Origin of the sequence: Myxococcus sp. MISCRS1 (assembly GCF_026626605.1) — a bacterium.
GTDB classification, from domain to species: domain Bacteria; phylum Myxococcota; class Myxococcia; order Myxococcales; family Myxococcaceae; genus Myxococcus; species Myxococcus fulvus.
The window spans coordinates 6,658,379-6,670,473 of record NZ_JAPNKB010000001.1 but is presented as its reverse complement, the minus strand read 5'-3'; the positions used below and the strand labels follow the sequence as shown (position 1 = coordinate 6,670,473).

At 70.8% G+C, this 12,095-nt stretch carries 11 protein-coding genes; 3 read left to right on the top strand and 8 right to left on the bottom strand.

Annotation, left to right across the window (positions count from 1 at the left end; translation table 11 throughout):
• Positions 1–34: 34 nt before the first annotated feature.
• From OWM54_RS26600 to OWM54_RS26580, 5 genes are all read right to left on the bottom strand, one after another.
• Positions 35–1,312 carry a DUF7305 domain-containing protein gene (locus tag OWM54_RS26600; protein ID WP_267699309.1) on the bottom strand — a complete coding sequence of 426 codons (1,278 nt, stop codon included), beginning with the start codon at positions 1,310–1,312 and terminating at the stop codon, positions 35–37.
• Positions 1,309–2,166, bottom strand: coding sequence for a tetratricopeptide repeat protein (locus OWM54_RS26595; protein WP_267699308.1), 858 nt, complete (start codon positions 2,164–2,166; stop codon positions 1,309–1,311). Before OWM54_RS26595 ends, OWM54_RS26600 begins: the two co-directional genes overlap by 4 nt.
• Positions 2,163–2,759 (bottom strand): RNA polymerase sigma factor, encoded by a 597-nt coding sequence (locus tag OWM54_RS26590; protein ID WP_223782690.1) that lies wholly within the window; start codon positions 2,757–2,759, stop codon positions 2,163–2,165. Before OWM54_RS26590 ends, OWM54_RS26595 begins: the two co-directional genes overlap by 4 nt.
• A gap of 44 nt (positions 2,760–2,803) precedes the next feature.
• On the bottom strand, positions 2,804–3,904 hold the full coding sequence (locus tag OWM54_RS26585; protein ID WP_267699307.1) for a hypothetical protein: 1,101 nt from the start codon (positions 3,902–3,904) through the stop codon (positions 2,804–2,806).
• 160 nt (positions 3,905–4,064) lie between these two features.
• Positions 4,065–5,318: a dipeptidase gene (locus tag OWM54_RS26580; RefSeq protein ID WP_267699306.1), complete on the bottom strand. Its 1,254-nt coding sequence runs from the start codon at positions 5,316–5,318 to the stop codon at positions 4,065–4,067.
• Positions 5,319–5,586: 268 nt separating this feature from the next.
• Here OWM54_RS26580 and OWM54_RS26575 point away from each other — a divergent pair, with 268 nt between their 5' ends.
• Entirely contained in the window at positions 5,587–8,448 is a 2,862-nt protein-coding gene (locus OWM54_RS26575; protein ID WP_267699305.1) for a hypothetical protein, read from the top strand.
• Between the two features lie 256 nt (positions 8,449–8,704).
• Here OWM54_RS26575 and OWM54_RS26570 read toward each other — a convergent pair whose 3' ends face one another.
• The 3 genes from OWM54_RS26570 to OWM54_RS26560 form a co-directional block, all read right to left on the bottom strand.
• Positions 8,705–9,583, bottom strand: a complete 879-nt coding sequence (locus tag OWM54_RS26570) for a sigma-70 family RNA polymerase sigma factor (protein ID WP_267699304.1) — start codon at positions 9,581–9,583, stop codon at positions 8,705–8,707.
• On the bottom strand, positions 9,570–10,031 hold the full coding sequence (locus tag OWM54_RS26565) for a carboxymuconolactone decarboxylase family protein (protein WP_223746936.1): 462 nt from the start codon (positions 10,029–10,031) through the stop codon (positions 9,570–9,572). Before OWM54_RS26565 ends, OWM54_RS26570 begins: the two co-directional genes overlap by 14 nt.
• A 192-nt stretch (positions 10,032–10,223) precedes the next feature.
• Positions 10,224–11,120 carry an MBL fold metallo-hydrolase gene (locus OWM54_RS26560; RefSeq protein ID WP_267699303.1) on the bottom strand — a complete coding sequence of 299 codons (897 nt, stop codon included), beginning with the start codon at positions 11,118–11,120 and terminating at the stop codon, positions 10,224–10,226.
• Positions 11,121–11,430: 310 nt separating this feature from the next.
• Between OWM54_RS26560 and OWM54_RS26555 the strand changes: the two genes are divergently transcribed.
• Positions 11,431–11,679: a hypothetical protein gene (locus tag OWM54_RS26555; RefSeq protein ID WP_194869429.1), complete on the top strand. Its 249-nt coding sequence runs from the start codon at positions 11,431–11,433 to the stop codon at positions 11,677–11,679.
• On the top strand, positions 11,676–12,029 hold the full coding sequence (locus tag OWM54_RS26550) for a ComEA family DNA-binding protein (protein ID WP_267699302.1): 354 nt from the start codon (positions 11,676–11,678) through the stop codon (positions 12,027–12,029). Before OWM54_RS26555 ends, OWM54_RS26550 begins: the two co-directional genes overlap by 4 nt.
• Positions 12,030–12,095: the final 66 nt, after the last annotated feature.

Below are 12,095 nucleotides of genomic sequence, written 5' to 3'. Positions count from 1 at the left end.
GCACGCCCCCTCGCCCTGTCCACCCCCCCTTGCGTCACTCCACGGTTCCGCAGGCGCTCGCCAGCGAGAGGATGTCGGCGTCGTAGTGCAACGCCAGCGTGCCGGACGACTCGATGTGGCGCACGAAGACGGAGCCGAACACCTCCGCGTTGCCGCTGAGCGTCAGCGTGGCGCCGGGCGCGTAGAGGTTTCCCGCGAGCACACTGCCCGCGGAGATGCCCAGCGTCCCCGTCCCCGCGGCGTACACGCGCACCTTCGCCGGCGCGTCCACGGACCCCAGCAGGAGCTGGCCGGCCACCGTCATGTCGCCGCCCACGAACAAGTCCAGCTCCCCCGGCGGCACCACCTCCACCGAGAGCCGCTCGCCGATGACGACGCTGTCCCGCACGAAGAGCGCGGTGCGCTCGCGCACCACGAGGTTCAGCCGGCCCTGGCCCTCGATGCCCGTCAGGAAGAAGCGCCCGCACGGCAGCTCCAGCGTGCGCTCGCCGGTGAAGCCCTGCAGCGCCGAGGGCTCCAGGTCGATGACGTCGTTGTGGTTCTCGCGGGCGTGGTTGGCGATGAGGCCCTGGATGTCCACCACCGACGAGGTGTCCCCGCACGCGCACGGCGACACCGAGTCCACCGGCTCGCGCAGCACCTCGGCGGCCGTCACCGTGCCGGACATGCTGCGCTCCGCGGGCACCGCCAGCTTGCCCGCCACGCTCAGCGACGCGAGCCCCACGTCGCCGCGCACCCACGCGTCCCCCGTCACCTGCGCGGACACGTTGCCGCTGAGCGGACCGCCGCTGTACAGCCCGCCGCCCACCGACAGGCCGCGCCCCAGCAGGATGCCGTCCGCGCCGCCCGCGCTCAGCCCGCCGCCAATCGTCAGCGTGTCGTTGGCCGCGACGCCGCCATTGGTCGCCACCGCGCCGCCCTTGCCGCCCGGCACGTACTTGCCCAGCGAGCTCTTGAACGCATCCGTGGTGAGCGACGCGCTGAAGGCCAGCCGCTCGCACGAGCACAGCGCGTAGCGGAAGGCCCGCTCGGCCAGGTGCCCGCTGCACACCTTCGCGCCCGTGAGGCTGTCGCCCACCAGGAGCAGCGGCCCCGTGGACGCGCAGAAGGCGGTGTGGTCATCGGCGGGCTGCTCGCCCTCGCCCGTCGTCGGCCCGGCGTCCGACGAGGCCACCGGCCCCGCGTCGTTGCGAGGCGTCTCGATGAAGGCCACCGGGTCCTTCACCTCGCACGCGCTCCAGGCGCCCACCAGCCCCAGCACGCAGAGGAATTTCGTCCCGGACTTCCACGGCGACACGTTGGCGCGACTCATCGACCTGAGACCTCCTTCAGCCGCTTCCGGGCCGCCACGGCATGGGGCGAATCGGGGTGACGCGCGAGGAAGTCCTCCAACGCGCGCACCTCGCCGTCCCGGTCCCCCAGCGCGCGCAGCGCCTCGGTGACACCGTGGCTCGCCTCTTCTTCCAACAAGCCCCCGGGCCAGCCCTTCAGGGCCTCCTGGTACTGGCGCAGCGCCCCGCGCGCATCGCCCAGGTGCTCCAGCCGCAGCGCGCCCGAGGCCACGCGCGCGACGTACGCGGACATGCCCTGGGGCTCGGCGCGGATGACGCGCAGGTAGAGCGCCTCAGCCGCCTTCCACTGTCCGGTGGCCCGATGCGCGTTGGCCCGGCGCAGCAGGTCCTCTGGCGCGGGCGCGGCGGACGGCGCGCTCATCCGGGGCTTCACCGGGGTGATGGACTCCAGAGCGACCGCATCGGGCACCTCCGGCCCTGGAGGCACGGACTGCGCTCGCGCGGCCGCATCAGCCACCGACGGCACGGGCGGCTCCGGCGCGAGCACCTCGGGCACGACGGGCTCGGCGCGGGGCATCAGCGGCGCGGAGGGAGCGATGACCGCCGTGTCCTCCGGAGCAACAGGCTCCTGGCGACGCCAGAGCTGCCAGGTCGCGACCGCCGCGGCGCCGACCACGAGCAGGGCCCCGCCCATCCACCAATGCGGCCGGTGTCGCCGACGCGGCGGCGGCGACGGCGCGTCCATCGCGGCCAGGAGCGCGGCCTGCACCAGCGCTGCGGACTTCTGCCGCGACAGCCGGCGCGCGGGTCCGGAGCCGTCATCCAACGGCATAAGCAGCTCGTCCGGCCCGTCCTCATCCACGAGCCGACTCATGCCGCACCTCCCTCCGGAGTGCCACCCGCATCCGTGGCCAGCGCGCGCAGCGCCGTGCGCCCCAGCCGCAGGCGGCTGCGAATCGTCTCGAAGGGAATCCCCAGCTCGTCCGACACCTCCGGCACGCTCATGCCGAGCACATGGTGCAGCACCATCGCATGCCGCTGCTCGTCGGGGATACGGTCCAGCAGCATCACCATGCGACGGCGGTGGACGTACTCGTCCGGCGGCGCGTCCTCGGACGGCACCGCCATCAACTCGGCCGGCTCCTCGCCCCTGCGCGCCTCGGTGCCCCGGACGCGCCGGAGCCACGCGAAGGTGGTCCTCGCGACCACCCGGTCCGCCCACGAGTGGAACTGCCCCTCTCCCCGGTACGAGGGCAGCCCACGGAGCAGCGCGATGAGCGCCTCCTGGGCGATGTCCTCCACGTCCCCGTCGCCGTGCACCAGGTAGCGCACCAGGTTGCGCACCCGCGGCAAGAGCTCCAGCAGCAAGGACTCGGCGGCCTCCTTGCGCCCCTGGATGGCCGCCTGGATGCGCGGGTCCACTCCAGGTCTTGCCCTGCCGATGGCCTCCGGACCCGTGCTCGTCATCGACCCCATGGAGGGAGGCCGAGGCGAAAACGGGTCATCACCGCTCATGGCAGCAGCACCAGCGCCAGGGACGCCCTGGGCCGGATGGCCCAGCCCTGATTGCGCGGCACGAAGTTTCCATTCTCGGAGTAACCCAGCTCGGGCCGCCCCACCGCCGCGTCGGCGGCCACGGACAGCTCCACGGCGAGCAGCCGCGAGAAGCTCCACCGCAGGGACGTGTCGGGCCCCACCAGCAGCGCGGGGATGAAGCGCGGCTTGGCGGCCTGGATGCCCGGGAAGTACGACTCCGTGCTGCGGCCGAAGAGCAGCAGGCCCGCCCCCGCGCCCAGGCCCCAGCGCAGGGCGCCCGTCTCCAGCAGCGGGAAGTCCAGCCACAGCCCGCCCGAGTACTGCTCCAGCTTCACGTCGGTGCGCCCATCCGGGAGCATGCGCGCCAGGCTCAGCGAGAGCAGCAGCCGCAGCCGCGCCGAGGGGAACTCCCACCCGGAGCCAATCAGGAACCCCTGCTGGCCGGAGTCCGTGTACCCATCCAGCGCGGCGAGCCCGCCCACCATCACCTGCCACCGCAGGGAGCGCGCGTCCTTCGAGGCCGGCGGATAGGTCCACAGCTCCGGGGGCACGACGACGGGGCCGGCCTCGGGTTCGAGCACGGGCACGGGGGGCGCGGCGGCCTCCACCACCTCGCCCAGGGGCGTGCCCGCCTCCACCGCGCGCAGGGCGGAGCGCACCACGAGCGCCACGGCCTCGGCGCCCGCGGACCACTCGAGCGCGCCGGGTTGTCCCTCCAGCTTCGCGGTGCGGACGAAGAGGTGCCGGCTGCCGGGCTCGGCGAAGTGGACGCGCAGCTCGGAGCCGGAGCGCTGGAACCAGAGCACCGCGCGGGCCTGGTGCGCGTCCGCGAGCTCGACGGCGGAGCGCCACTGGGCCTGGGGCGGGCCCTCCAGGGAGGGGCCCGGCATGGCGCGCAGCTCCACGGGCAAGTCGCTGCTCTGTCCGCGCACGCGCTCGAGCAGGGCGCCGTCCTCCGCGGAGGCGATGCGCGCCACGGCCAGCCATGCGCCGCCGCCGTCCTCCGCGCGAGCCTCCACGCCCAGGCACAGGGCGGCGACGAGCCCCAGCCGAATCAACACGACGCCCGATGCCATGAACGCGAGGCTAGCTTTCGCGTGTGGCCGAAGGAAGCCCCCGGGTTCCCCGGACCCGCTGTACAGCAGGTGCATCGGAAAAGATGCGCCGCGCCTGCAATCTCGGGCGGACAGGCGTCACGTTCCCTCGTGCCGCCGCCTGCCCTCGCGGGGCCTGGAATCAGCGCCGGACGCTGGGGGGTGAGCGCAGCTCGCGGCTGACGGCCTCCGCATCGCGGAAGACCCGTAGGAGATTGCCGCCCAGGATCTTGTGCAGCTGCTCCCGCGTGTAGCCCCGGGCGAGCAGCGCCTCCGTGATTCGCGGCAGGTCCGCGACCGAGTCGAGTCCCTCGGGCGCGGAGTTGATACCGTCGAAGTCCGAGCCCAGGCCCACGTGGTCCACGCCGGCCACCTTGGCGATGTGGTCGATGTGGTCGATGACGGCCTTGAGCGGAGGACGCGGCACCTTGGCGGCCCACTCCCAGCCGGCCTGGGACTGGGCACGGAAGCGCGTGACAGGGTCGGAGTCCTGGTGCTTCGCCTCCACCGCGGCCAGGGCGGCGCCGCGCTCCTGGGACATGGCGGCGTAGGCCTTGCGGTAGTCGTCGTCGACGAAGGCGGAGAAGAAGTTCACCATGACGACGCCGCGGTTGGCGGCCACGGCCTTGAGCATCTCGTCCGTCATGTTGCGCGGGTGGTCCGTGAGCGCGCGAGCGGACGAGTGCGAGGCAATCACCGGGGCGCGCGTCACCTTCAGCGTGTCGAAGAAGGTCTTGTCGGACACGTGCGAGACGTCCACGAGCATGCCCAGCCGGTTCATCTCCCGCACCACGTCGCGGCCGAAGTCGGTGAGGCCGTCGTGGTGCTTCACGGTGGTGTCGGTGAGGTCGCCCGACGAGTCGGCCCACTCGTTCGTGTTGGACCAGGTGAGCGTCATGTAGCGCACGCCCAGGCGGTAGAAGTCGCGCAGCACGCCCAAATCGTTCTGGATGGCGTGGCCGCCCTCGACGCCCAGCAGCGTGGCCAGCCTCTTCTGCTTGCCGGAGCGCGCGGCGACGATGTCCTTCGAGGACAGCGCGAGCACCATCTGGTCGGGGTGCCGCTCCACCGCGGTGTGCACCGAGTCGATGATGCGCAGCGCCTGGTGCGTGTAGCGGCCGGCGTACTCCTTGGGCTCCACCCAGATGGAGAAGAAGGCCGCGCCCAGGTTGCCCTCCCGCGCGCGCGTCAGGTCCAGGTGCCCCTGGCCATTGGGCGGCTTGGAGCCCACGTCGAAGCCCTCGTTGAGCATGCGCAGGGGCGTGTCCACGTGGGTGTCGATGATGAGCGCCGAGTCATGGATGGCGCGGGCCTTGGCGGAGACGGGCGCGGGCGCCGCGGCGAGCGACGGGGCGGTTCCCAGGACGACCAGGGCGGCGAGGACGGAGCGGTTCACGCAAGGCACCTCGGGACGGCGGGACGGGTGGGCGCACTCTTTCACGGAGAGGGGATGGGTTGAAGCCGCGTCCCCTCGGGACGAACGTGCGTCCAGGCACGACGCAAGCGCCCCGGGAACGGTGCGCCAGGGGCCCCATCCCGCGCGCTCCCGAGTGAAGTCCACCCTGGCGCGACGCATGCAAAACCTCCGGCCAGGTCCCTCCCGACGCCGCGCGTCCCCCGATGCGCACCCGGGCTCGTCCGATGGGGAACCAAGGAGCCGGTCGATGGTGTGGCAAGTCGAGGCAGCTCAAGAAGCGGGCAGCATCCGCATCACCTACGACCTCGAGTGGCTGCACCAGGTCATGCTCGCGTCCGCGAACTCGATGGTGCCCTTCACGAGGTTCTCGATGGGCGCGAACCTGGGGACGCGGTCCTATCCCCGCTCGTACAGCCCGGGCTTCGTGCTGGGCCGGGGCAAGCCGCTCGACACCTCGTCGAAGGGAGGCGGACGTCAGCCGCTCAGCAACGAGGGCGGCATGTACGCGCTGCTCTCCCTGTTCGAGGAGGGTTGCGCTGGGCTGGCCGTGCCGCTCAGCGACATCGCCGTCCTGTCCAAGCGGGCGGTGTGCCAGGCGGTGCTCGCCGGCTTCGTGCAGAAGGGCAAGAGCTTCCACGTCGAGGGGGGCACGCGGCTCACGATGGAGCGCGGCCCGGGCTGGCAGATTCACGGCTATCCGATGCTGTGCATCCTCGGAAACGAGGCGCAGGCCTTCCCTTCGAAGCTGAACAACCAGGGCCAGTGGCGAATCATCCAGTGCGTCTTCGGGGCCAGGCTCACGCGCGCGCTGCGCGCCCGCGGCATTGGCATCGAGGTCGTCTCACGCGAGGGCTTCGGCTCGGTCTTCCCCACGCTCGCGGACATCCCCAACGGCATCCGGCTGGACCCGGGGCTCTTGCCTCCTGCCGCCGGGGCCGAGGCCATCATCGAGGCGCTCGATTTCACCGGCGAGTTCATCACCGCGATGCACAAGGTGATGCCCAAGGTGGTGCCCTCGAAGGTGCCGCCGGTCATCAAGCTCATCACGTCCCTGGAGGGCTATGGGGATGACCAGCTCGCCGCGCTCGACCGCCTGATGTCGGCCTTGCATGCCCTGACGAACAACACCCCCAAGGCCACGGCGGCGAACTACGCGGAGCTCATCGGCAACTTCAACGGCAGCGGGGTGGCGTGCTCCTGGGCCTTCGAGAACAACCAGGTCTCCTACACCCTCGCGGGCGTCCTCCCGCGCGTCCAGGGTCCCAAGAAGAAGCGCAAGCCCGAGCCCGATGACTCAGGCTACGGGTCGGAGTCCGAGTACGAGGATGACGACTCGGACCTGCTGCCGTCGAGGAAGCCCACCAAGGGAGACGGAGACGCGCCGGTCGAGGTGAACGACAGGCTCGTCCTCAAGAAGGCCTCGCTGGTGTCGGGCATGGCCGCGCTGCGGTCGGCGACGATGTTCGGGATGCTGTATTCGAACTGGCTGTTCTCCTCGAAGGGCGGCGCCAAGCTGGACTCCCAGGGCGAGCCCCTGCCCATCCAGTCCTGGGCGCCCTACTTCGAGCTCGACCATGACGAGCTCTACGCGTCACTGGACAGCAAGGTCGGCACCCGCGTCCTGGTCTTCGACGGCGCGCCCAATCCCATCAACATCGACAACAAGCCCTTCGTGTCCGCGCGAGAGCTCGGGGCCATCATCATCGATACGACCAACAACACCACCCTGGAGCGGGCCGAGTACCTGGCCTTCTTCCAGGGCTTCCTGGCCACGTCGAAGACGTCGCGAGCAGGCGGGTTGCTGATCCTGGTCGAGAGCGCGAGCAAGCACCCGACGGGAGGAGACCTCGTCCACGGCATCATGCGCGTCTGTGGCACCCCCCTGTCGGTCCAGACCTTCTTCGATGGGCTGCTCAAGCACCAGCTCAAGCTCAAGTCCAAGGAGGGGAAGACGGCCCGGGAGCTGAACGTCCTCTCCTCCGTGGAGACGAACTTCCGCAGGATGATGCTCGAGCACCGCCTGCTGATGCGCAACCTGGACCTCTTCAACACGGGCATCGACTTCGACCGCCCGAACCTCAAGCTCCCCGGGAGCCTATCGCTCGGGAGCCCCCTCGTGGTCACCCAACCCCCGAGCCAGGACGTCGTCGTGCCCGTCCGGCCCCGGGTCCATGACTTCCCCCTGCTGAGCCCTCACAACCTGGGCAAGGTGAAGCGGCGGGTGCTGGCGGAGCCCTCCCCTCGGGTCATCGACTTGCCTCGCAAGAAGAAGTCCCAGGTCTCCGGGAGCCAGGAGTCGGGCTCGCCGCGGGACGGGGAGAAGGAGGCCGAGGACCTGGAGTCGAAGCGCAAGGAGTACGAGGCCCTGGGACACTTCAGCGACCCCAGCGAGCTGCCGAAGCTCGACGACGAGGGGACCTACTACGAGGAGGACGACATCTACTGCCTCCAGCGCTACTACCTCCAGGGCCACCCGCACGTCGCGGTCCTCCCCGGCATCAGCCGCGTCCAGTGGCGGGAGATGAACCGCTCCGCGTACAGCACCGCCGTCCATGGGGCCATCACCACGGCGACGACCATCATCATCCAGCCGCTCCACCGCCACCGAAATCACTGGGCGCTGCTCTACATCACGCTCGGGGCGCCGAACCTCCTGGGACGTCGCAAGGCGAAGCTGCTCTACATCGACCCGCTCAGCCCCGACGACGTGCCGGTGGAGGACCTCCAACTGCTCAACCTGCCGTTCCCTGGCATCGAGGCGGAGAGCTGCACCGTCCGCTACCAGGACGACCGCGACGGGAACGAAGCGCTCGCCCAGGACAGCTGTGGCGCGTGGGCCGTCCAGTTGGCGGTGTACCTGGTCGAGCATGACGGCGCGCTGCCCGCGCCCCCCGACAACCCGCGGACCGCGGCGATGGACCTGCGCCAGGACCACATGACCGTGATTGAGGAGGCCAAGGCGATGGACCTGCCCCAAGCGCCCGTTGACCGCTCGCGGCACGTGGGCGCGCCCAGCCCCATGCTGCGACGGAGCAACAGCGTGGGGAACCTGTCGGGCGTGAGCCGGTCCAACCCCCTGTCCACGAAGAAGCCCTACCACGAGCTGTGATGGAGCCGGGGCGCCTGCGTGCGCCCCCACGGACGAACGGCCCCGAGCGCGCGGGCTCGGCGGCGAGCGATGGGGTGGCTCCCAGCACGACGAGGACGGAGCGGTTCACGCAAGGCGCCTGGGGACGGCGGGACTGATGGGCGCACTCATTCGAGGAGCCCGGAGGGCTTCACCTCGCCGACGTCACGGCCCCGGGATTCACTCCCGGATGGCCCGCCCAGGGGTGGCGCGCCCTTCGCCGCGCGCCGGAGCCCCACTACGGCGACCCGCCCACGACCCTGTGCCGGATGCCCTTCAGCTTGTCGGGATTGCGCATGACATAGATGGCGACGATGCGGCCGTCCTCGATGCCGAACGCCGTGGTCTGCAACACCCCCTCCGCATCCACCGTGACGTACGCGGGCAGGCCGTCGATGGTGCCCTCGTGAACCAGCTGCGCCGAGCTCACGGCGGGAGCGCGCCACACCCCCTGGAAGAAGCGCAGCAGCTTCTCCTGACCGTAGACGGGATTGGGAATCGCCCTCGCCTTGCCACCGCCGTCGGCATACAGGACGGCGTCTTGGGCCAGCAGGGTCTGGAGCGCCTGCATATCACCGCTCTGGGACGCGGCATGGAACGCCCGTGCCAGCTCATGGCCCTTCGCCTCCGTCACGGGGAAGCGGGGCCGGGCCTCCCGCACATGCGCTCGCGCCCGGCTGGCGAGCTGCCGGCACGCCGCGGGAGCGCGGTCGAGGGCCTTCGCCACCTGCTCGAAGTCCATGCCGAACACGTCGTGCAAGAGGAACGCGGCGCGCTCCAGCGGTGACAGGCGCTCCAGGGCCATCATCAAGGTCAGCGTCAAATCGTCGCCCTCCACTGTTTCGATGATGGGCTCCGGCAGCCAGGTCCCCACGTACTCCTCGCGCCGGACGCGCGCGGACTTCAGGACATCCAGGCACAGGCGCGTCACCGTGCGGACGAGCACGGCTTCGGCGTCCCGCACGGCCTCGCGGTCCGTCTGATGCCAGCGCAGATACGCCTCCTGCACCACGTCCTCCGCCTCCGCGACGATGCCCAGCATCCGGTAGGCGATGCGGAGCAGCCGGGGGCGGAGCGGGTCGAAGACGTCCGCGGGCGTCGAGTCAGGCGGCTTCACTGCGCGGGCTCACCGGGTGGACCATGCGGAAGCCGAGGACGAGCCGGTTCGCGGTGTTGATGAGGCCAATCAGGAGGGTCAGCTTCACGATTTCTTCCGGGGTGAAGTGGGGTTCGAGCGCGGCGTAGTCCTCATCCGGAGCGTGGGTCGTGGACAGGAGCGTCAGGGCCTCCGTCCAGCCCAGGGCCGCGCGCTCACGCTCGGTGTACAGCGGCGACTCGCGCCAGCCGTTCAGCAGGAAGATGCGCTCCTCGGTCTCCCCCTGGGCGCGGGCGGCGCGGGTGTGCAGGTGGATGCAGAAGGCGCAGCCATTGATCTGGGACGAGCGGATCTTCACGAGCTCGCGGAGGCTCGGCTCCAGGCCCAGGGCCTCCACCTTCTTGCTGAAATCCACCATGAGGTTGAGGGCGTCGGGCGCGACCGCGAAGGCATTCATCCTGGGCTTCATGTGCGGCTCCTCGTTCTGGGGGCGAAGTGCCCTTCCAGCCCCAGGACGACGCAGCCGATGCCCCGTGTGACATGGCCCTATCGAATGTCCAAGGCGTCTGGGCGTGGGACTGGCTCACCCAGCCGGCGCCACGCGGGCCTGCCTGACGGGCCGGGCTGCTCGCGAGGCAGCGGCGAGGGGACGAAGGGCCCCTCAGGGACGCGCGCCCGGCGCCGCCACGCCCAGGCCCGTGTAGACGGTCTCCAGCCAGCGGTCCGTCTTGACGTGCCCCTCGCCGAAGCCCTTGAACTTCTCCGGCAGGCCCTCGGCCTTCACCTGCTCCAGCGTCTTGCCCGCGACCTTCTTGCGCCGCACGAGCGCCGTCGTCTCGCGCAACATGGCGACGAAGCGCTCCAGCGCCTCGCGGCCGCTGAGCGGTCCGTGGCCCGGGATGATGCGCACGCCGGGAGGCAGGCCCGCGAGCAGCGCCTCCGCGTTGCGCACGTAGCCCTCCACGTTGCCGCCCGCCTCCAGGTCGATGACGGGGAAGCGGTCCGCGAAGAAGAGGTCGCCGGTGTGCAGGACGTTGCTGCCGACGAAGAGCACCACGCTGTCGCCGTCCGTGTGGCCCGCGGGCAGGTGCGTCAGGCGCACCTCCTCGCCGTTGAACCAGAGGCTCAGGCCTTGTTGAAAGGTGACGACGGGGCGCGCGTGCTCCGGCGCGGGAGGAAGTGTCTCCCCGCGGCGCGTCCTCGGCTTGGACATGCGCTCGCGAACGGCGGCGTGGGCGATGAGCGTCGCCTCGCGTCCGAAGGCGGCGTTGCCTCCGGTGTGGTCGCTGTGCACGTGCGTGTTGACCACATAGGCCAGCCGCTGCCTGCCGAGCTTCTTGAGGGCCGCGCGCAGCTTGTCGGCGAGGGGCGCGAACTCGGTGTCCACCATGAGCTGACCGTCCGGCCCCACGGAGACGGCGATGTTGCCGCCCGCGCCCTGGAGCAGGTGGATGTTGCCCGCCACCGGCGTCGCGCGCACCTCCACCTGGGAAAAGTCGCGCTCCTGCGAGAGCGCGAGACACGGCAACAGGACGAGCACGGCGGCGACGGCCTTCATGGAACCTCCAGACGGCGGGTGACGCGGCACGGCGCGTCTTAGCAAACGCCCCGCGATTTCATTCCCGAGCCCCGACACGGTTCATCCCCACGTCCACCGTGACGCTCTCGCCTCGCGAGAAGCCGCTGGAGTCCCGTCGCCCGTCCTCGCGGTGGGACGGCTCGCGCGCACACGCACGGTGGCGCGACCACCTCTCCAGAGGGAGCACGCGCTGGCACGACGGCTGCTCATGCCGGAGTCGACCTCAGGCGGTCGAACGAATGAGGCGGTCCGCGCCGTGGTGGCGCGGTGTCGAGTGTGGAGGTGGATGATGCTGATGGCGGGGAAGCGACTGGCGGTGTTCTCCATTCGTGAGGGCAAGGGCGGGAGCATCTGGGTGAGGGCGGGCAGCGCGTTCGTGAACAAGGACGGCTCGCTCAACGTGCTGCTGGATGTGCTGCCGCTGGACGGCAAGCTGCACGTGCGGGAGGCGGCGGAGAAGCGCGAGACCCCGGGCATGGGCGGGCGCTACGCGGGCGAGGTGGGCCTGGACGCCGCGCCCGTGGGTGGCCACTCGTGAGGGCTGTGTGGGCGGCGCTGCTCGTGGGCCTCTGGGTGGGGTGGCCCAACGCAGCGGAGGCGGCCAGGCCACGCCACCAGTTCACGGGCGTGGTGAACCTCAACGAGGCCTCGGCCTCACAGCTCGACCTGCTCCCGGGCATCGGTGAGAAGGCGGCGCAGCGCATCATCCAGCATCGGGAGAAGCGCCGCTTCCAGCGCGTGGAGGAGCTCGTGCGGGTGAAGGGCTTCGGCAAGAAGAAGTTCCTCAAGCTCAAGCCCCACCTCGCGCTCGACGGCCCCACCACCCTGCGGGTGGAGCAGGTCCTCATTCCCGCGGACGGAAAGGAGGTGGTCGCCACGAACAACTGACGCAACGAGTCCATTCTTTCGGGAAAGGTCGCCGCCCGGGTTTTCTCCCTTCGTGGCCCGGGCGGC

What these genes read in the sequence shown, in the direction of transcription:
- OWM54_RS26600 (WP_267699309.1), bottom strand. Translation starts at nt 1,312, where the DNA reads ATGAGTCGCGCCAACGTGTCGCCGTGGAAGTCCGGGACGAAATTCCTC.
- OWM54_RS26595 (WP_267699308.1), bottom strand. Translation starts at nt 2,166, where the DNA reads ATGAGTCGGCTCGTGGATGAGGACGGGCCGGACGAGCTGCTTATGCCG.
- OWM54_RS26590 (WP_223782690.1), bottom strand. Translation starts at nt 2,759, where the DNA reads ATGACGAGCACGGGTCCGGAGGCCATCGGCAGGGCAAGACCTGGAGTG.
- OWM54_RS26585 (WP_267699307.1), bottom strand. Translation starts at nt 3,904, where the DNA reads ATGGCATCGGGCGTCGTGTTGATTCGGCTGGGGCTCGTCGCCGCCCTG.
- OWM54_RS26575 (WP_267699305.1), top strand. Translation starts at nt 5,587, where the DNA reads ATGGTGTGGCAAGTCGAGGCAGCTCAAGAAGCGGGCAGCATCCGCATC.
- OWM54_RS26565 (WP_223746936.1), bottom strand. Translation starts at nt 10,031, where the DNA reads ATGAAGCCCAGGATGAATGCCTTCGCGGTCGCGCCCGACGCCCTCAAC.
- OWM54_RS26560 (WP_267699303.1), bottom strand. Translation starts at nt 11,120, where the DNA reads ATGAAGGCCGTCGCCGCCGTGCTCGTCCTGTTGCCGTGTCTCGCGCTC.
- OWM54_RS26555 (WP_194869429.1), top strand. Translation starts at nt 11,431, where the DNA reads ATGCTGATGGCGGGGAAGCGACTGGCGGTGTTCTCCATTCGTGAGGGC.